This window comes from Micromonospora sediminicola (genome assembly GCF_900089585.1).
In the GTDB taxonomy this organism is placed as follows: Bacteria; Actinomycetota; Actinomycetes; order Mycobacteriales; family Micromonosporaceae; genus Micromonospora; species Micromonospora sediminicola.
On the sequence record NZ_FLRH01000004.1, the window covers coordinates 970,189 to 989,622 of the forward strand.

16 protein-coding genes are annotated in these 19,434 nt (G+C 74.9%); 6 read left to right on the forward strand and 10 right to left on the reverse strand.

The genetic code is table 11. The annotated features are described in order from the left end of the window. Positions 1 to 5 precede the first annotated feature (5 nt). Positions 6 to 824 (reverse strand): SAM-dependent methyltransferase, encoded by an 819-nt coding sequence (locus tag GA0070622_RS25955; RefSeq protein ID WP_091584013.1) that lies wholly within the window; start codon positions 822 to 824, stop codon positions 6 to 8. A gap of 114 nt (positions 825 to 938) precedes the next feature. After that, a complete protein-coding gene (gene pcaF / locus GA0070622_RS25960; RefSeq protein WP_091580068.1) occupies positions 939 to 2,144 on the reverse strand; it encodes a 3-oxoadipyl-CoA thiolase in 1,206 nt (401 codons plus the stop codon). Positions 2,145 to 2,254: 110 nt separating this feature from the next. On the opposite strand from pcaF, the gene GA0070622_RS25965 reads away from it, so the two are divergent. From GA0070622_RS25965 to GA0070622_RS25980, 4 genes are all read left to right on the forward strand, one after another. After that, positions 2,255 to 3,220 (forward strand): glutathione S-transferase family protein, encoded by a 966-nt coding sequence (locus GA0070622_RS25965; RefSeq protein ID WP_091580074.1) that lies wholly within the window; start codon positions 2,255 to 2,257, stop codon positions 3,218 to 3,220. Then, the gene (locus tag GA0070622_RS25970; RefSeq protein WP_091580078.1) at positions 3,213 to 3,881 is read left to right on the forward strand and encodes a DUF998 domain-containing protein; all 669 of its coding nucleotides are present in this window, start codon (positions 3,213 to 3,215) and stop codon (positions 3,879 to 3,881) included. The genes GA0070622_RS25965 and GA0070622_RS25970 overlap by 8 nt, the downstream gene beginning before the upstream one ends. Before the next feature lie 138 nt (positions 3,882 to 4,019). Next, positions 4,020 to 5,306 (forward strand): dicarboxylate/amino acid:cation symporter, encoded by a 1,287-nt coding sequence (locus GA0070622_RS25975; RefSeq protein ID WP_176558896.1) that lies wholly within the window; start codon positions 4,020 to 4,022, stop codon positions 5,304 to 5,306. Between the two features lie 77 nt (positions 5,307 to 5,383). Continuing rightward, entirely contained in the window at positions 5,384 to 6,451 is a 1,068-nt protein-coding gene (locus GA0070622_RS25980) for an NADH:flavin oxidoreductase/NADH oxidase (RefSeq protein WP_091580087.1), read from the forward strand. A 43-nt stretch (positions 6,452 to 6,494) separates the two neighbouring features. Here the strand turns inward: GA0070622_RS25980 and GA0070622_RS25985 are convergent, their stop codons facing one another. From GA0070622_RS25985 to GA0070622_RS26010, 6 genes are all read right to left on the reverse strand, one after another. Then, positions 6,495 to 9,983 carry an ABC transporter ATP-binding protein/permease gene (locus GA0070622_RS25985; RefSeq protein WP_091580090.1) on the reverse strand — a complete coding sequence of 1,163 codons (3,489 nt, stop codon included), beginning with the start codon at positions 9,981 to 9,983 and terminating at the stop codon, positions 6,495 to 6,497. 90 nt (positions 9,984 to 10,073) lie between these two features. Then, positions 10,074 to 10,667 carry a TetR/AcrR family transcriptional regulator gene (locus GA0070622_RS25990; RefSeq protein ID WP_091580095.1) on the reverse strand — a complete coding sequence of 198 codons (594 nt, stop codon included), beginning with the start codon at positions 10,665 to 10,667 and terminating at the stop codon, positions 10,074 to 10,076. Positions 10,668 to 10,677: 10 nt separating this feature from the next. Then, on the reverse strand, positions 10,678 to 12,828 hold the full coding sequence (locus GA0070622_RS25995; RefSeq protein ID WP_091580099.1) for a YhgE/Pip family protein: 2,151 nt from the start codon (positions 12,826 to 12,828) through the stop codon (positions 10,678 to 10,680). Further along, a complete protein-coding gene (locus GA0070622_RS26000; protein ID WP_091580103.1) occupies positions 12,825 to 13,562 on the reverse strand; it encodes an ATP-binding cassette domain-containing protein in 738 nt (245 codons plus the stop codon). The genes GA0070622_RS25995 and GA0070622_RS26000 overlap by 4 nt, the downstream gene beginning before the upstream one ends. Before the next feature lie 99 nt (positions 13,563 to 13,661). Further along, on the reverse strand, positions 13,662 to 14,501 hold the full coding sequence (locus GA0070622_RS26005; RefSeq protein WP_091584017.1) for a GNAT family N-acetyltransferase: 840 nt from the start codon (positions 14,499 to 14,501) through the stop codon (positions 13,662 to 13,664). A 77-nt stretch (positions 14,502 to 14,578) separates the two neighbouring features. Beyond that, positions 14,579 to 15,805, reverse strand: a complete 1,227-nt coding sequence (locus tag GA0070622_RS26010; RefSeq protein WP_091580107.1) for an MFS transporter — start codon at positions 15,803 to 15,805, stop codon at positions 14,579 to 14,581. Between the two features lie 122 nt (positions 15,806 to 15,927). Between GA0070622_RS26010 and GA0070622_RS26015 the strand changes: the two genes are divergently transcribed. Continuing rightward, complete coding sequence (locus tag GA0070622_RS26015; RefSeq protein ID WP_091580111.1) at positions 15,928 to 16,521, forward strand: PadR family transcriptional regulator; 594 nt, start codon at positions 15,928 to 15,930, stop codon at positions 16,519 to 16,521. Positions 16,522 to 16,569: 48 nt separating this feature from the next. Here the strand turns inward: GA0070622_RS26015 and GA0070622_RS26020 are convergent, their stop codons facing one another. Next, positions 16,570 to 17,388 (reverse strand): class I SAM-dependent methyltransferase, encoded by an 819-nt coding sequence (locus tag GA0070622_RS26020; protein WP_091580114.1) that lies wholly within the window; start codon positions 17,386 to 17,388, stop codon positions 16,570 to 16,572. A 130-nt stretch (positions 17,389 to 17,518) separates the two neighbouring features. Between GA0070622_RS26020 and GA0070622_RS26025 the strand changes: the two genes are divergently transcribed. Beyond that, positions 17,519 to 18,193: a winged helix-turn-helix transcriptional regulator gene (locus GA0070622_RS26025; RefSeq protein WP_091580118.1), complete on the forward strand. Its 675-nt coding sequence runs from the start codon at positions 17,519 to 17,521 to the stop codon at positions 18,191 to 18,193. Positions 18,194 to 18,251: 58 nt separating this feature from the next. Here the strand turns inward: GA0070622_RS26025 and ispG are convergent, their stop codons facing one another. Further along, on the reverse strand, positions 18,252 to 19,427 hold the full coding sequence (ispG, locus tag GA0070622_RS26030; RefSeq protein ID WP_091580121.1) for a flavodoxin-dependent (E)-4-hydroxy-3-methylbut-2-enyl-diphosphate synthase: 1,176 nt from the start codon (positions 19,425 to 19,427) through the stop codon (positions 18,252 to 18,254). Positions 19,428 to 19,434 lie beyond the last annotated feature (7 nt).

The following is a 19,434-nucleotide window of genomic DNA, read 5'->3' on the forward strand; positions in this document are numbered from 1 at the left end:
TCGGCTCAGCCGGCAGCGCGGTCGTGCCGGGCCACGCCACCGAACGCCCCGAAGCGTTCCGGGTGCTCGTCCACGTCGGACGGCGAGTCGGGCCGCCACAGCGGCATGTGCACCACGCCCGGTTCGAGGATCGTCCAGTCGCCGAAGAAGCCGGTGATCTCGGCCCGCGAGCGGAGCGTGATCTCGGTGGCGGTACGCGCCGACAGCCGCTGCGCGTCCAGCATCTCCTGCGGCTGGTCCTCGAAGGTGGAGTGCGACACGACCAGGAAGCTGCCCGGTGCGGCGGCGGCCCGCAGGGTGGCCAGGATGTCGGCCGGACGGTCCGCGTCCGGGATGAAGTGCACCACGCCGGCGAGCAGGATGCCCAGCGGCCGGTCGAAGTCGATCAGGCCGCTGGCCCGGGCCTGGTCCAGGATCAGCTTCGGCTCCCGCAGGTCGGCCAGGATCGCGGTGGCCCGGTCGTTGCCGGCCAGCAGCTCGTGGCTGTGCGCCACCGCGACCGGGTCGATGTCCACGTAGACGATGCGGGCCTGCGTGTTGGCGGCCTGGGCGACCTCGTGCACGTTGCCCACGGTGGGAATGCCGGAACCGATGTCGAGGAACTGGTCGATGCCGGCGTCGAGCAGCACCCGGACGGCCCGGCGCAGGAACTCCCGCCCGGAGCGCATGGTGGCCGCCAGGTTGGGCGTCATGGCCGCGATCTGCTCGGCGAGCTGCCGGTCGATCTCGAAGTTGTGCGCGCCGCCGAGGAAGTAGTCGTAGACCCGGGCGGCGCTCGGCCGGGTCAGGTCGATCTCGGCGGGAAGTCCGTCCGGCGTCTGCATCGCTCGGTCCCCCAGGTCGTTCGCCGCCACGAGGCGGATCATGTGGTCCAGCCCACTCTAGGCGCGGACGACCAGCAACGGGAGATCCACCGGCGGCGATGCCGCCGGTCGGGCTCAGTCGGCCGACTCCAGCAGCATCGAGATGCCCTGCCCGACGCCGACGCACATGGTCGCCAGCGCCCGCCGGCCACCCCGACGCCGCAGCTCCAGCGCGGCGGTCAACGCCAGCCGGGCGCCGCTGGCGCCCAGCGGGTGACCCAGCGCGATCGCCCCGCCGTTCGGGTTGACGTGCTCGGCGTCCTCGGGCAGGCCCAGCTCCCGCAGCACGGCCACGGACTGCGCGGCGAACGCCTCGTTCAGTTCCACCACGTCGACGTCGGCGAGGTCCACGCCGTGGCGGTCGAGCAGCTTCCGGGTGGCCGGGACCGGGCCGATCCCCATGATCCGCGGCGGCACGCCGGCCGCCGCCGCGCCGCGTACCCGGGCCAGCGGGGTGAGGCCGTAGCGCTCGACGGCGGCCGCGGAGGCGACCAGCAGCGCGACCGCGCCGTCGTTGACGCCGGAGGAGTTGCCGGCGGTCACCGTGCCACCGGACCGGAACGGGGTGGGCAGCGCGGCCAGCTTCTCCAGCGACGTCTCCCGCGGGTGCTCGTCGACCTCGACCAGCTTCGTCTCCCGCCTGCCGGCCGGCACGGTCACCGGCACGATCTCCTCGGCCAGCCGGCCGTCGGCCTGCGCCTTCGCGGCCCGCTGCTGCGAGCGGTACGCGAACGCGTCCTGCGCCGCCCGGTCCACGCCGTACTCGGCGGCCACGTTCTCCGCCGTCTCCGGCATCGAGTCGATGCCCCAGCCGCGTTCCATCAGCGGGTTCACCAGCCGCCAGCCGATGGTGGTGTCGTAGACCTCGGCGGTGCGGGCGAACGGCGTGGCCGCCTTCGGCATCACGAACGGCGCGCGGCTCATGCTCTCCACGCCGCCGGCCACCAGCAGGTCGGCCTCGCCGGCCACGATCGCCCGGGCGGCGGTGGCGAGCGCGTCCAGGCCGGACCCGCAGAGCCGGTTCACGGTGCTGCCCGGCACCTCCGGCGGCAGGCCGCCGAGCAGCGCGGCCATCCGGGCCACGTTGCGGTTGTCCTCGCCGGCCTGGTTGGCGCAGCCGAGGATCACGTCGTCGGTGCGGGCCCAGTCGACGGACGGGTGGCGCGTCACCAGCTCGCGGATGACGTGCGCGGCCAGGTCGTCGGGGCGGACCCCGGCGAGGGCGCCGGCGTACCGGCCGATCGGGGTGCGAACTCCGGCAACGAGGTAGGCCACGGTCATCGCGCGCACGTCCTTCGGGGGTGGGAAGGGGTCGGTCGGCGGGTCGCCCGCCGGGTCACGGGGGCACCCGGCGCCAGGATATCCGCGCCCGCAGCGGATAGGTTGGCGGCATGGCCGGGGCCCAGTTCAGCGCAGAGACCAGCGGCGGCGGCGCGTTCGTCCGCCAACCCAACCGGTTCACCGGGCGGGTCACTCCGCACTCCACCTCGCCGGAGGGCGGCGGGCCGGACGAGCAGGGGCGGTGGCCGCTGGAGGCCGGCCGGTACCGGCTGGTCTGGTGCCGGGCCTGCCCGTGGGCGCACCGGGCCCGGATCGTGCGCAGCCTGCTCGGCCTGGACGAGGTGATCTCGCTGGGCACCGTCGACCCGATCCGGGACGAGCGCGGGTGGCGGTTCGCCCTCGACCCGGACGGCTTCGACCCGGTGCTGGGCATCGGTTTCCTCTCCGACGCCTACCTCGCCACCGATCCCGACTACACCGGCCGGGTGACCGTGCCGGCGCTGGTCGACACGCTCACCGGGCGGATCGTCACCAACGACTACCCGCAGCTCACGCTCGACCTCTCCACCGAGTGGCGACGGTTCCACGCCCCGGACGCGCCGGACCTCTACCCGGTCGAGCTGCGCCCGGAGATGGACGCGCTGATGGCGGAGATCCACCGGGACGTCAACAACGGCGTCTACCGGTGCGGCTTCGCCACCTCGCAGGAGGCGTACGACGAGGCGTTCACGGCCCTGTTCGCCCGGCTGGACGCGTTGGGCGAGCGGCTGGCCGGGCGGCGCTACCTGATGGGGGACGCGATCACCGAGGCGGACGTCCGGCTGTTCACCACGCTGGTCCGCTTCGACGTGGCCTACCACGGGCACTTCAAGTGCAACCGGCAGAAGCTGACCGAGATGCCGGTGCTCTGGGCCTACGCCCGGGACCTGTTCCAGACCCCCGGCTTCGGCGAGACGGTGGACTTCGACCACATCAAGCGGCACTACTACGCCACCCACGACATGATCAACCCCACCCGGATCGTGCCGCTCGGTCCCGACCTGTCCGGCTGGACCACGCCGCACGGGCGTGGCTGACCGCACCTCGCGCCGGGTCGCCGCCGGGTCCGCCGCCGCCTGCCTGGTGGCCGGCGTGGTCGCGGTCACGGTCGCGCTGGTCGCCGGCCCCGGTCCGGGCCTGACCGGGTACGTCAGCGAGGCCGGTGTCACCGACAGCGGGTACGCCGGGACGTACCGGATCGGGGTCTTCGCCCTGGCCGCGGCGCTGCTGCTGCTCGCCGCGGCGCTGCCGCCGGCGGTGCGCGCGGCGCCCGGGCTGCTCGGCACCGGCGCCGTCGCCACGGTGCTCTCCGGCGCGGTCACGTGCAGCACCGGCTGCCCGCTACCACCGTTCGAGGCCGCCACGGTGGCCGACCTGGTGCACGGCGGGGCCAGCATCGCGGCGACCGCCGCGGTGGTCTTCGCCATGCTGGCGGTGCTGCTCTCCCCGGCGGCCGGTACGGCGTTGCGGCGGGTCGCGGCGCTCGGCGCGGCGCTGGCGCTGCCGCTGTCCGGCGCGGTCGGGCTGGCCATGCTCCTGGTCGGGCGGGGCGCGCTGGTGGGGGTGCTGGAGCGGGTGCTGCTGGGGGTGGTCGCGGCGTGGGGTCTGGGCACCGCGATCCTCTGCGTGTGTAAGGGGCCTCACGGGGAGCGGTCCTTCCATCCACGGCGCGACGGGAGTAACGTCGGCCGGCGATGACCAATGTCTGGTGCCTCACCGAGCGCCTGTACGTCGACCTCCGACGGCAGGCCAGCGGCGTCTGTCCGGCGTAGCTCCGCTCCCGCGACGACCCCCTACCCGCCCCGGACTCCTTGGACGCATCTCATGGCTTCCGCCCTGCGCAAAATTCCCTTCTCCGTGCAGATCCTGCTCGGCCTCGTCCTCGGCGTGGCGCTCGGCTTCCTCGCCCGCGCCAACGACCTCGCCTGGCTGACCAGCACCCTCGACACCGTCGGCGGCCTCTTCGTCCAGCTCCTCAAGCTGGCCGTGCCGCCGCTGGTCTTCACCGCCATCGTGGTCAGCGTGGTCAGCCTGCGCGGTGTGGCCAACGCCGCCCGGCTGGCCGTCAAGACGCTGCTCTGGTTCGGCGTCACCGCGCTGATCGCGGTGAGCCTCGGCATCGGCCTCGGCCTGCTCACCAACCCCGGCCGGGGCGTCAACCTGGACCCGGCCGGCGCCAGCGCGCCGAAGACCACCGGCTCCTGGATCGACTTCCTCACCGGCATCGTGCCGACCAACCCGGTCGGCGCCTTCGTCGAGGGCAACGTCCTGCAGATCGTCTTCCTCGCCCTGGTGGTGGGCGCGGCCGCGTTGCTCGTCGGGGACGCCGCCGAGCCGTTCGTGTCGCTCAACCGCGCGGTGCTCACCATCGTGCAGAAGGCGCTCTGGTGGGTCATCCGGCTCGCCCCGCTCGGCACCCTCGGCCTGATCGGCAACGCCGTCGCCTCGTACGGCTGGGACCTGCTGGCCCCGCTCGCGAAGTTCACCACCGCCGTCTACGTCGGCTGCGCCTTGGTGCTGTTCGTCGTCTACCCGGCGCTGCTCGCCGCGGCCGGCCGACTCAACCCGCTGCGCTTCTTCGCCGGCGCCTGGCCCGCCATCCAGCTGGCCTTCGTGTCCCGCTCCTCGGTGGGCACCATGCCGGTGACCCAGCGCTCGGTCGAGCGCCTCGGCGTCCCCCGCGAGTACGCCTCCTTCGCCGTGCCGTTCGGCGCCACCACGAAGATGGACGGCTGCGCCGCCATCTACCCGGCGCTGGCCGCGATCTTCGTGGCGCAGGTGTTCGGCGTCGACCTCGGCGTCACCGACTACCTGCTGATCGCGTTCGTCTCGGTGGTCGGCTCGGCCGCCACCGCCGGCCTGACCGGTGCGATCGTCATGCTCACGCTGACCCTGAGCACGCTGGGCCTGCCGCTGGCTGGCGCCGGCCTGCTGCTGGCCATCGACCCGATCCTGGACATGATGCGGACCGCCACCAACGTGGCCGGGCAGGCCGTGGTGCCGACCATCGTGGCCGCCCGCGAGGGCACGCTCGACCGGGCCGCGTACGACTCCGCCGGCAAGCGGGACCTGGTCGAGCCCGTCGAGCCGGCCGCCGAGCGCCTCGCCCCCGTACCCGCCTGAGCATCCTGATCCGGGTGCGTTCCTGGTCGCCGCGGCGACGAGGGACGCACCCGGTTCCATGACCCGAGGAGAACCGCATGAGCACCCTGTTCACGCCGCTCGCCCTGCGCGGCGTCACGCTGCCCAACCGGATCGCGATGGCGCCGATGTGCCAGTACAGCGCCGGCCCGGACGGGCTGCCCACCGACTGGCACCGCGTCCACCTCGGCTCCCGGGCCGTCGGCGGCGCCGGGCTGGTGCTCAGCGAGGCGACCGCCGTGGTCCCCGAGGGGCGGATCACCCCGCAGGACGTCGGGCTCTGGTCCGACGCGCACGTCGACGCGTGGCGGCCGGTCACCGCGTTCGTCGCCGGCCAGGGCGCGGTGCCGGCGGTGCAGCTCGCACACGCAGGGTTCAAGGCCTCCACGTACCGGCCGTGGGCCCCGCGCCACGGCGGCGTGCCGGACGCCGAGGGCGGTTGGACGCCGGTCGGCCCGGGCGGCGACCCGTTCGTCCCCGACTACCGCACACCGGCCGCGCTCGACGAGGCCGGCATCGCCGCCGTGGTGGCCGCCTTCGCCGCCGCCGCGAGGCGGGCGCTGGACGCCGGCTTCGCCGCGGTGGAGATCCACGCGGCGCACGGCTACCTGCTGCACGAGTTCCTCTCCCCGCTGACCAACCGGCGCGCCGACGGCTACGGCGGAGACCGGGCCGCCCGGATGCGGTTCACCCTGGAGGTGGCCCGCGCGGTCCGCGCCGAGGTCGGCGAGGCCGTGCCGGTGCTGACCCGAATCTCCGCCACCGACTGGACCGACGGCGGCTGGACCGTCGAGGACAGCGTGGTGCTCGCCGGCGAGCTGGCGGCGGCCGGCGTGGACCTGGTCGACACCTCCTCCGGTGGCGCGGCGGCCCGGGCGTCCGTGCCCGTCGGCCCCGGCTACCAGGTGCCGCTGGCCGCCCGGATCCGCCGCGACGCCGGCGTGCCCACCGGCGCGGTGGGCCTGATCGTGGAGCCCGAGCAGGCCGAGCAGATCGTCGCCGGCGGTGAGGCGGACCTGGTGCTGCTGGGCCGGGAACTGCTCCGCGACCCGTACTGGCCGCGCCGCGCCGCCGCCAAACTGGGCGCCACCCCGGCCTGGCCCGACCAGTACGCCCGGGCCTTCTGACGCCACCCGTCCGCCCCGCCGCGACGGGCGGGGCGGACGGTGGTCAGCCGGCCAGGTGCGACCAGCGGGCCTCCAGGTCGGACCAGGCGCCCTGGGCCGCGACCACGCCGTCGACCAGCACCACCACGTGGTCCGCGCGGACCAGCGCGGCCCGCTTGGCGGTCGAGCCGACCACTGTCACCCCGTGCTCGCGCAACGCCGCCCAGAGCGCCAGCTCCGTGGTCACGTCCAGCGCCGACGACACGTCGTCGGCGACCAGCAGCTCGGTACGCGGGGCGAGCGCCCGGGCCAGCGCCAGCCGCTGGAGCTGCCCGCCGGAGAGCCGGGTCCCCTTGTGCCCGATGAGCAGCCCGAGCCCGCCCCCGGCGGCGGCCAGGTCGTGTTCCAGCTGGGCGGTGGAGACCGCGCCGGCGGCGTCGACCTGGTGGCCGAGCGCGATGTTCTCGGCCACGGTGCCGGAGAGCACCCGGGGCAGCTGCCCCACGTAGCCGACCTGGTTGGGGCGCAGGAACATCTCCGGCTCGGTGACCGGCTCGCCGTTCCAGCGCAGCGCGCCGACGTGGTGCACGATGCCGGCGAGCGCGCGCAGCAGCGAGGACTTGCCGGCGCCGACCGGCCCGACCACCAGCACCAGCTGCCCGCGCTCGACCACCAGGTCGACGTCGCGGACGGCCAGCGTGCCGTCGGAGTGCAGCGCGCCGAAGCCGGCCAGCTCCAGCCGACGCAGCGGGTGCCGGGGCGGCGGCTCGGGCGCCGGCGCGGTGCCGGCGGCGAGGTCGAGCCCGGGCACCTCCGCGGAGTAGGTGGCCGTCCCGGTCATCGCCACCGTGCGCCGGGTCCACACCCGCGCCGACGGGTACTGCGAGACCAGCGCCGCGGTGGTCCAGGCGAACCAGCGGGCCGCGCCGAGGGTGGAGACGGCGACCAGCGTGGCGCCGGCGGACAACTCACCGGCCAGGTAGAGCGCCCAGGCCCCGATCGGCAGCAGTCCACTGGCGACGGACGGGGTGGACCGGGCCCACACCTGCATGGCGATCTCCCGCCGCTGCCGCTCGCTGCGCACCGCGTCCAGCCCGGCGAGGTGGCGCAGCACCGGGCGGGTGGCGCCGGCCAGCTTCACCGTCCGGGCGGCGGAGAGCGCGGAGACCAACGCGGTGGCGAACGCGGCCCGCGCCTTGACGGTGCCGGCGGCGGTGCGTTCCAGCTTCGGCCCGAACAGCGTGGCCGCCAGGCCGGAGGCCACCATCGTGCCGACGAAGAACAGCGCCGGTACGACACTGCCGGTGACCAGCGTCATGGTGAGCACGATGGCCACCGAGATGAACTGGTCCATCAGGTTGTCGGCGAGCTGCACCACCCGGTCGGTGTCGCCGCCCTGGGCCACCACCTCGGCCGGGGTGTGCCCGCTGACCCGGCGCGCGCCGGTCTGCCCGTGCACCAGCCGGGCGCTGATCCGCAGCATCTGGCGGATCCACCACTGCGGGAACCACAGGTTGGTCAGGTAGGGCAGCGGCAGCACCAGCAGCAGCGCGGCGGCGATGCCGAGCGCCGGCAGCCACGGGTCGCCGCCGGCGACCAGGTCGGCCCAGAGCCAGGGCAGCACCGCGCCGTCCAGCCCGAGCAGGGTCATCACCACGAACAGGGCGACCGACACCAGGCCGTACCGGGGGTCGTTGATGCCCAGCCGCAGGATCTCCCGCATGGTCCGGGCGGGCGGCGCGGGCGGCGCCGGCGGCGGTTCGGCGCGCGGCACGGCGACGCGGCGCGGCTCGTCGGCCGGCAGCACCGGCGCGTCGTCGACCCACTCGTCGGGCGCGTCGAGCAGGTCCACGCCGCCGCGGCGGGCGCCGGCGCCCGCGTACGCGCCGGCGTGGCTGGTGGCGAGCAGCTCGGCGAAGCGGGCGGACTCGCGCAGCGGACCGGCCTCCAGCACCGCGCCGTCGGCCATCACCACGACCTCGTCGCAGCGCCGCACCGAGGAGAGCCGGTGCGCGATGACGATGCCGATGCGGTCGGTGAGCAGCCGCTCGGTGGCCTGGCGCACCCGGTTCTCGGTGACCGGGTCGAGCCGCGCGGTGGCCTCGTCGAGGATCACCACGTGCGGGTCCCGGACCAGGATCCGGGCGAACGCCACCAGTTGCTCCTGCCCGGCGGAGAGCACGTGGCCGCCATCTCCTAGGCGGGTGTGCACGCCGTCGGGCAGCTCGGCGATCCACCCGGCAAGGCCGAGTTCGGCGAGCGCCCGCTCGGCGGCGCCGAGCAGTTCCGGGTCGAAGAGGGCGACGTTCTCGGCGAGCGTGCCGGCCAGGATCTCGGTGCGCTGGGGCACCACGGCGATCCACCGGCGCAGCTCCTCGACGTCCAGGTCGACCACGTCGGTGTCGCCCAGGAAGACGGTGCCGCGCGGCACCTCCACGGCCCGGGTGAGCACCTTGGCCAGCGTCGACTTGCCCGATCCGGTGCGGCCGACCAGCGCGTACGAGCGGCCGCGGGCGAAGTCGAGCCGCACGTCGCGCAGCGCCGGGCCGCGCTCGTCCCCGGCGGCCGGGTAGCGGAAGGTGAGCCCGCGGACGGTCAGGTCGCCGTCGGCCGGGGCGACGCCGCCGACCGGTTCCTGCGGCGCGCCGGCCAGCAGTTGCACCCGCCCCCAGGCGCCGAACGCCTGTTGCAGGTGCGGCACCCAGCGGGCGATGTGCTCGACGGTCGCGCCGAACGCGATCGCCAGCAGCCAGATGGCGGTGAGCCGGGCGGCGTCCACCCGGCCGGTGGCGAGCGCCCACGCGCCGGCCAGCACCACCGCCGCGATGCCGACCCGGACCCCGCCGGTGGCCACCGCGGTGACCCGGGCGGAGAGCCGGAAGACCCGGCCGCAGCGGGCGATCACCTCGGCCGCCCGGCGGGCGTACAGGCGCAGCACGTACGGGCGGGCGAGGCTGGTGCGCACGTCGTCCTGGCCGTGCACCGCCTCCTCCATCACGGCGGCGAGGTCGGACCACGCCTCCTCCTCGGCCATCCGGGCCGGGGCGATCCGGGCGGTGGGGCGGCGCAGCGTGGCCGCGAGCAGCACGGTCAGCAGCACCATCCCGACGCCGGCGGGCCACCAGACGACCAGCGCGCTGACCGTGGCGAGCGCGCACACGGCGAGGCCCTGCGCCAGGCGTACGCCGGTGTTCCGCATCTCGGCGGCGACCTGGTAGACGTCGTTGTCGATCCGGTCGAGCAGCTCGCCGACCGGGGTGGTCTCCAGGGCCGGCAGGTCCTGCCCGAGCGCGACGCGGCAGAGCCGGCGGCGGACGTCGGCGGACCAGTCGGCGGTGAGCCGGGCCATGATCAGCCCGATCAGCAGGTCGGTCACGACGGCGGCGACGAGCGCCACGGCGAGCGCGACGAACCAGCCGGACGAGCGGTGCACCAGCACCGGCCCGGCGAGCGCGGAGGCGGCGGCCTGACCACCGGCGCCCAGCACGATCAGCAGCAGGACGGCCGCCATCCGCCGGGGTGCGGTGGTCCAGAGATCTCGGAGCAGGCGCATAGGACAGTCCTCCGGACTCGGACGGGTGGGGGCGGTGAACCCAGCCTTCCCGTCCGGCCGGTGCGGATCAAACGAATTACCGCGTTCCGGTCAGGTGTGGGCGACCCGGCGGACGATGCCGAGCAGTGCCTCCTGCACGTCGGCGATCGGCCGATCGGGCTGGAAGACCAGCCAGTCCACGGCCACCACGAGCCCGACGCCGAACAGCGCCGAGCTGGCGGTCCGCACGTCCAGGTCGGCGGGGAGGTCGCCGCTGTCCACGCCGGCCCGGACCGTCTCGGCGATCACCTCGATGGCCTCGCCGCGCAGCAGCCGCAGCGTCTGCTGCCACTCCCGGTTGGTGCGCCACATCTCCGAGAGCAGGAGCTGGGCGAAGGCCCGGTAGCGGCGGATGTAGTCCAGCTCGGCCCGGACCAGGGCGGCGAGCGCCTCGCGCGGCGGCAGCCCGTCGACGGCGGCCCGGAACTCGGCGGTGAGCAGGCCGATGCCGTGCCGCAGCAGCTCCTCGAAGAGGACCGTCTTGGACTCGAAGTTGTAGTAGACGGTCCCCTTGGCCACCCCGGCCCGGGCCGCGATGTCGTCCACCGTGGTGGCCGAGAAACCCTGCTCGGCGATGAGCTCCACCGCCGCCACGAAGAGACGCTGGCGGGTGTCCTCCCGCCGGCGCGACCGACCGTCCGTCACCGGCCCATCCTCACATGGTCAGTTCGGGGTGCAGTTTGGCCGGGGTCAGCCGGCGGGACCGGCGCGCCGCCCCGACGGTGAGCACCATGGCGCCGAGTCCGAAGGCGAGCAGGACCAGCGCCCCGTTGACCACCGGGCCGGCCGGCCCGCCGTTGATGGTGTGCCGCAGGCCGGCCACCACGTACGTCATCGGCAGCCAGGGGTGGATCGCCTGGAAGAAGCCGGGTGAGGTCTGCACCGGGTAGGTGCCGCCGGAGGAGGTGAGCTGGAGCATCAGCAGGGCCAGCGCGGCCAGCCGGCCGGCCGGGCCGAGCGCGACGCCGACCAGCTGCATGATCGCGGTGAACGCCAGCGAGGTGAGCGCGAGCAGCCCGAACGTCGCCGCGCCGTGCTCCGGGTGCAGTCCGAGCGCGAGCGTCACCACCGTGTAGAGCACCGCGACCTGGGCCAGGCCGATCGCGGCGGCCGGCAGCCAGCCGGCGAGCACGACCCGCCAGCCGGGCGCGCCGGACATCACGTGTCGCCGGTTGACCGGCCGCAACAGCATGTACGTGATCATCGCGCCGACCCAGAGCGCCAGCGCCAGGAAGTAGGGCGCGAAGCCCACGCCGTAGGAGCCGGCCGGGTGTCGCGAGTCGCGGATCAGGCCGACGGGGTCGCCGAGCACGTCGGCGCGACTGCTCGCGTCGTCGTACCCGGGCAGTTTCTTCTCCCCGGCGGCGAGCCCGTCGGCGAGGTCGCCGGCGCCGCCCTCCAGCCGGGTCAGCCCGTCGACCAGCTTGGTGCTGCCGGTGCCGAGCTGGGCCAGGCCGCCGTCGAGCGCCCGGGCGCCGGTGGCGAGCCGGTAGAGCCCGCCGCGCAACTGGTCGGCGCCGGTGGACGCGTCGCCGAGCCCGTCGCGGAGCTTGGCGCTGCCCTGGGCCAGCGTGGTGAGCCCGCCGGCCAGCTCGTCGACCTTGGCCCGGGCGGAGGCGACGTCGTCGGCCAGGTGCGGCGCGGCGGCGGCCACCTCGCGGGCGGTCTTCGCGACGTCGGTCATCTGCTTCCTCAACGCGGCCAGGTCGGTCCGGTCCAGCGCGGAACCCAACGCCTTCGCCTGGGTGACGGCCCGGTCGGCGGCCGTGCGGGCGGCGGCGAAGTCGCTGTCGTCGGCGAGTTCGGGGTGTTCCTTCGCGACCGCGTCGAGCCGGTCGGAGATCTCCTGCGCCGTCCGCACCACCTCGTCGGCCTTGGCGGGTAGCGCGTCCAGGCCGTCGGCGAGCTGCTGCGCGCCGGTGGCGACGGCGGTGGCCGCCCGCTGGATCTTCTCGGCGTTGCGGCGCAGCACCGGTTCGTACCGGTCGGCCGCGGCGTCGACCTTCGCGGCGGCGGCCCTCGTCTCGGTGGCGGCCCGGCCGGCGCCGTCGGCGAGCTGGGCCGCGCCGGTCTGCAACTGGTCGAGGCCCCGGGCCAGCTTGTCGGCGCCCTGCACCGCCTGGTTCAGGCCGCCGGCGAGCTGCCCGGCCCCGTTCTCGGCGCTCCCCAGCCCGTCGGCGAGCTGACCGGCGCCGCGCTGCGACGTGCCGAGCCCGTCGGAGATCTTCCCCGCCCCGTCGGCGGCCCGGCCGGTCTCGGCCTTGGCGTCGGTGAAGCCGATGAGCATCTTGTCGAAGTACGAGGCGGCGGTGCTCTCCGCGGCGGCGGCCCGGATCTCGCTGAACGCCGAGCGGGCGAGCAGCCCGGAGAGGTAGTTGGTGGCGTCGTCGTTCACCACCTTCAGCTCGCCCTGCCGGGCCGGGCGGTCCGGCTCGGGGCTGGCGGCCAGCGTGGCGGAGAAGTCGGCGGGGATGGAGAAGACCAGGTGGTAGCGGCCGTCGCGCAGGCCCTTCGTGGCGTCGGCCTGGTCGGTCACGGTCCAGCCGAAGACCTTGCGGTCGAACAGTTCGTCAGCGAGGTCCCGCCCGGCGTGCACCTCGGTGCCGTCGCCGGCCCGGGCCGGCCGGTCGGCGTTGACCAGGGCGACCGGGATCCGGTCGAGGTTCCCGTACGGGTCCCAGAAGGCGTAGAGGTAGAGCGCGCCGTAGAGCAGCGGCACCACGGTGAGCACGGCGAGCGCGGCGCGCGGCAGCCGGCCGCGGGTCATCCGGCGCAGCTCGAACAGGGCCAGTCGCAGCACGCTCATGCGGGCACCTCGGCGGTCGGAACGGAAGCGGTCGGGGCGGAACCGGCCGGGGCGGGACCGGTCAGGGCGGGCGCGGGCAGCGCGGGGTCACCGATGCGGTGCGCGGTGGCGGACACCCCGGGTTCGACGGCGCGGGCGCTGACGACCACCGCGTACCCCTGGTCGGCGAGGCGTTCCAGGGCGGCCCACATCCACTCCCGTTCGGGGCGGTCGGCGCCGGCGTCCACGTCGTCGGCGACGATCAGGCGGGGGCCGCCGAGGCTGGCCAGCACCAGCCCGAGCACCTGCCGCTCGACCGGGGTGAGGTCGCGGCCGTACCGGTCGGGGTCGAGCGGGGCGTCGGTGAAGCCGGCGCCGGCGATGGCGGCGGCGTAGGCGTCGCGGCGGTAGGCCCGGCGCGCCCGCACGGCGGCGACCGGGACGAGCTGGCGGCGGCGGCGCGGGACCGGGCCGAGCAGCAGCAGCCGTTCGGTGATGTGCTCGGCGACGGTGAGCGTCGGGTCGGGCTCGTGCACGCCGGCCACCTGGCCGAGCGCGGCCGGTCCCCGGCGGCGCAGCTCGCCGTGGCTGTGCGGGAAGCGTCCGGCCAGGGCGAGCAGCAGCGAGGTGCGCCCGCTGCCGGGCGGCCCGGTCACCGCGTGCAGCTCACCGGCGGCGGCGGTGAGGTCGACGTCCCGGTAGACCCATCCGCGGCGGGTCCGCAGCCCGAGCCCGCTGGCCTCGACGATCGTCATGACACCCGTTCCCGAAACTAAACTGACTGGTCAGTACAAAAACATGACCAGCATAGCGCCGGGTGTCCGGTTCGACGCAACGCGAGGAGAGGGTGATCCTCAGAACAGCACGGTGGCGAGCGTGCCGACCGGGCGGAAGCCGCAGCGCTCGTAGACCCGCCGGGCCGGCAGGTTGAAGTCGTTGACGTAGAGGCTGACCGTCGGCGCGACCCGCTCCAACGTGTCGCGCACCACCGCGGCCATGGCGGCGGCGGCGATGCCCCGGCCCCGCCACTCGGGCGCCACCCAGACGCCCTGCACCTGCGCGGTGCGGCGGGTCACCACGGCCAACTCGGCCTTGAAGACCACCCGGCCGTCGACGAAGCGGGCGTAGGCCCGGCCGGCGCGCACCAGCTCGGTCACCCGCCGCCGGTAGCCGCGCCCGCCGTCCTCGGCCAGCGGCGAGACCCCGACCTCCTCGGTGTACATCGCCACCGCCGCCGGGAAGAGCCGGTCGACCTCGCTGCTGCGCACCCGGCGCACCTGCGGGTCGGGCCCCACGGCGGGCAGGGCGTCCGTGGCCAGCAGCGGCTGGTTCGGGCGTACGTCCCGGGCCGGCCCCCAGTGCGCGGAGAGGCGGTCCCAGAGCCCGAGCACCGCGTCGGCGCGCCCCACGATCGAGGAGCAGAGCCGCTCCTCCGCGCCCAACTGCTCGGCGAACGCGGCCACCGCCGGCTCCGACGCGAGCACCGGGGTGAGGTTGCCGCCCAACCAGCAGATCGACTCCAGGTTGCGGCGGGAGCCGTAGCCGAGGATCCGCGCCTCGGCCCGCCACCAGGCCAGCCCGCGCGCCGCCACCCGCTCGGCGACCTGCGCGCCCGCGTACGGGTCGAGGTCGAGCAGCCGCTCGACCGCGCGGCGCTCCGACTCCCCCAGTTGGCGTACCGGCACCGTGAGCACGGTTACCAGCCTGCCAGATGGACCCGGGAGCGCGCGGGCCGACCGGACACCCCGGCGACCGGCCGGTGAGCGGCGGCTCAGCCGGCCGGAACCGGTTCCGGCGCCGCCGCCGGCGGCCGGGTGCGCGCGGCCCACCGCACCACCGGCGGTACCAGCACGCCGAGCAGCAGGAACGACCCGCCGAGCAGCAGCCAGCCGGGCACGCCCCAGCCGATCGCGAGCGTGGTCACCACCACCGGGGCGACCATCGACCCGAGCTGCATGCCCATCCCGTACGCCCCCTGGTACTGACCGTGGGCGTGGGCCGGGGCGAGGCCGAACGAGACGCCCCAGCCGGCCGCCGCGTGCCACAGCTCCCCCACCACGTGCACCAGCGCGCCGACCAGCAGCAGCGGCACCGCCACCGCCGCCGGTACGCCACCCGCGGCCGCGAACAGCACGCAGGCCACCCCGATGAACGCGCCCGCCCGGCGGGCGGCCCGGCCGGCGCCGGTCAGCTCCTCGGTGCCCCGCGAGGCGCGGACCTGGAAGAGCACCACCACCACGGTGTTGACCAGCAGGCAGGCGGAGACCAGCCAGCGCGGCGCGTTAGTGTGCCCGGCGATCCAGAGCGGCAGGGCGATGTTGGTCAGCGAGAAGTGCATGGACATCAGCCCGTCGAGAACGGTGAAGGCCAGGAACGGCCGGTCCCGCAGGGCGATCAGCCGGGGTCCGTGCGTGGGCGCCGGCACCGGCGGCACGGCCGGCAGCCGGAGCAGCACCGCCGCCGCCAGCAGGTAGGTGAGGCAGTCGAGCAGGATCAGTGTCACGTACGCGCCGCGGGTGTCGGCGGCCAGCGCGAACCCGGCCAGGACGGCGCCCACCGAGATCCCGACGTTGGTGACCGCGCGCAGGTAGGCCCGCGTGCGGACCCGCTGGTCGGCGGGGACGACGCCGGCGATCAGCGCCCCCCGCGCGCCCCGGCTGGCCGAGTCGGCGACGGCCATGAGCACGCCGACCACCAGGAACCCGGCGAACGAGCGCACCGCGACCAGGGCGGCGGTGCAGCCGGCCGAGGCGATCAGCGCCGCCAGCTGGAGACCGCGCGGGCCGAGCCGGTCGGCCAGGTAGCCCATCGGTGCGCTGGCCACCAGGCTGACCAGTGCGGTGAGCGTGAGCGCCACGCCGACCTGGGCCACGGTGAGCCCGACCGAGCGGGTGAGGAAGAGCGCGCTGGCGGTGAGCCAGGTGCCTCGACCGACGGTGTTGATCAGCATGGACAGGGCGAGGGTCCGGGACGGCCCGGGTTCGGGTAGCAGGCGCACTCCGGCACTTTAACAAGACGTACGTACGGTTTGCAGCCCCGATTTGCTTCAGCGTCTTGTCGCCGATGCATTGCCGATATATCGTTGATGCATCAGTGATATGACGACAGAAGGAGAGCCCGATGGGTTTCCGTCGACACGCGCACACCATGCACGACGAGATGCACCGCCACGGCGGCTTCGGCTTCCCGCCCGTACCCCCGGGACCGCCGCCGTTCCCGCCCGGACCGCACGGTCACGGGCGGGGCCGGGGTGGCCGGGGCCGCGGACGCGGCCGGCGGCCGAACGTGCGCGGCGCCGTGCTGGCGCTGCTCACCGAGCGGCCGATGCACGGCTACGAGATGATCCAGGAGATCGACTCCCGCACCGGCGGGGCCTGGCGGCCCAGCCCCGGCTCGATCTATCCGACCCTGCAACTGCTGGAGGACGAGGGCGTCATCGCCACGGCCGCCGACTCGGACGGCGGGCGCAAGCGGTTCGCCCTCACCGAGCAGGGACAGGCCGAGGCGACCGAGGCGGCGCAGACCCCGCCCTGGGCGGAGTTCGCCGAGCAGACCGTCAACAGCTGGCACGACATCCGCGACGCCGGCGCGCAGGCCATGAACGCGTTGCGCCAGGTTATGACCACCGGCACCGACGACCAGCGCGCCCGGGCCGCCCAGGTGCTCGACGAGACCCGGCGCAAGCTGTACGCCATCCTCGCCGAGTCCGAGTGAACACCGCCGCCGGGACGGCACGCCGGCCGGGCGACGACCGGCGTGCCGTCAGGCGCGGCGCGCGGTGACCAGCAGGTACTCCCACCGCATCACGCCGCCCTCCAGGTGCCGGGCGGCCAGGTCGGTCAACGCGCGGTCGAGCCCGGCGGTCCGCTCCGGGTCGCCGGCGTTCGCCCGGTAGACCGCCACCGTCGGCCCGTAGTGGGTGGCGAAGAAGTCCCGGAACTGCTCCGGCGAGGCGAACCGGTTCACGACCACCGCGTCCCGTCCCAGCGTGAGCGAGGAGACCCGGTCGCCGAACAACTCCCGGACGTGGTCCTCGTCGCCCCAGAGCGGGGGCGGCTGCGCGCCCGGCGGCGGCGGGGGCGCGTACGGCCGCATGGCCGCGAACAACTGGCCCACGAAGCCCTGCGGCGTCCAGTTGACCAGTCCGATCGTCCCGCCCGGCCGGCAGACCCGCAGCAGCTCGTCGGCGGCGACCCGGTGCCGGGGTGCGAACATCACGCCGACGCAGGAGAGCACGGCGTCGAACTCGCCGTCGGCGTACGGCAGCGCCTCGACGTCGGCCTCCTGCCAGGTCAGCGTCAATCCCTCCCGCTCGGCCGACGCCCGGCCGATCGCCAGCAGCTCCGGGGTCAGGTCGCCGGCCACCACCTCCGCCCCGGTCCGGGCCGCCGGCAGGGCCGCGTTGCCGGTGCCGGCGGCCACGTCCAGCACCCGGTCGCCCGGCCCCACCCGGGCCGCCCGGACCAGCGTCGCCCCCAACTGCGGGATCACCTGCGCGGCCACGGCGGCGTAGTCACCCAGCGCCCACATCCGGCGGTGCCCGGCCTTCACGGCCGCGTCCCGCTCCTGTTCCTCGATCATCGCCTCGCTCCTCACCTGTCGTCCCTGCCAGCGACGCTAGGCATCGGGCGACCCGGCCCCCAGTACGAGATCTGTACCGCTCCCGACAGGTCGCTGTCCGGGCTGCCGGGCCGGGCGTAGCGTGCCCGCCATGGGGGCCTCCTACCACCAGTTCTGCCCCGTGGCGAAGGCCATGGAGCTGCTCGACGAGCGGTGGACGCTGCTCGTCGTCCGGGAGTTGGTCAGCGGCTCGGAACGCTTCAACGAGCTGCGCCGCGGCCTGCCCCGGATGTCGCCCACGCTGCTGTCCCGCCGACTGCACCAGCTCGTCCGGGCCGGCGTCGTGGAGCGGCGCGTCGAGGGCGGCGACGTGCGCTACGTCCCGACCGCCGCCGGGCGCGAGCTGCGGCCCGTGCTGGAGGCGCTCGGCGCCTGGGGCGTGCGCTGGATCGGCGAGCTGGGCGACGCCGACCTCGACCCGAAGCTGCTGCTGTGGGACATGCACCGGCACGTCGACCACGACGCGGTTCCGCCGGGGCGTACCGTCGTGCGGTTCCGCTTCCGGGACGTGCCCACGACGCAGCGCGACTGGTGGATGGTGATCGCCGCGGGCGAAGCCGACGTCTGCGACATCGACCCCGGGCACGACGTGGCGGTGACCGTCACCGCGGACCTGGGCGCCCTGGTCCAGGTCTGGCTGGGCGACCTGGAGTGGGCCGCGGCGCTGCGCGGCGGCGCGGTGGAGGTCGCCGGACCGGAGGCGCTACGGCGCGCCGCGCCCGGCTGGTTCACCCTCTCCCCCTTCGCCGCCGTGCCCCGGCCCTGAGACGGCGCGTGCGGCCGCCCCCGGGAGGGGACGGCCGCACGGCGACGCGGAAAGCGGGTCAGTGCACGGTGACCGTGGCGCCACCCGGCACCAGGTCCCGCAGCTCCTCGGGGATCTCGGCGCCCATCTCGTCGGCGATCCGCAGCGCCTCCTCGATCAGCGTCTCCACGATCTGCGCCTCCGGCACGGTCTTGACGACCTTGCCCTTGACGAAGATCTGGCCCTTGCCGTTGCCGGAGGCGACACCCAGGTCGGCCTCGCGGGCCTCGCCCGGACCGTTCACCACGCAGCCCATGACCGCGACGCGCAGCGGCACCGGCAGCCCCTCCAGGCCGGCGGTGACCTCCTCGGCGAGCTTGTAGACGTCGACCTGGGCCCGACCGCAGGACGGGCAGGAGACGATCTCCAGGCCGCGCTCGCGCAGGCCCAGCGACTCCAGGATCGCGGCGCCGACCTTGATCTCCTCGACCGGCGGGGCGGAGAGGGAGACCCGGATGGTGTCGCCGATGCCCTCGGCCAGCAGCGCGCCGAACGCCACCGCCGACTTGATCGTGCCCTGGAACGCCGGGCCGGCCTCGGTGACGCCCAGGTGCAGCGGGTAGTCGCACTTCTCGGCGAGCAGCCGGTAGGCGCGAATCATCACCACCGGGTCGTTGTGCTTGACCGAGATCTTGATGTCCCGGAAGCCGTGCTCCTCGAACAGCGAGCACTCCCAGAGCGCCGACTCGACGAGCGCCTCGGCGGTGGCCCGGCCGTACTTGGCCAGCAGGCGCTTGTCCAGCGAGCCGGCGTTCACGCCGATCCGGATCGGCACACCGGCGTCGCCGGCCGCCTTGGCGATCTCCTTGACCTTGTCGTCGAACTGCCGGATGTTGCCCGGGTTCACCCGGACCGCGGCGCAGCCGGCGTCGATCGCGGCGAAGACGTACTTCGGCTGGAAGTGGATGTCGGCGATCACCGGGATCTGCGACTTGCGCGCGATCGCCGGCAGCGCCTCGACGTCGTCCTGCGAGGGAACGGCGACCCGGACGATCTGACAGCCGGACGCGGTCAGCTCGGCGATCTGCTGGAGCGTGGCGTTGACGTCGGCGGTGAGGGTGGTGGTCATGGACTGCACCGAGACCGGCGCGCCCCCACCGACCGGCACCGAGCCGACCATGATCTGGCGGCTGGCCCGGCGCGGGGCCAGCGGCGGCGGCGGTACGGGGGGCATACCGAGACTGACAGCGGTCACTTCAGGC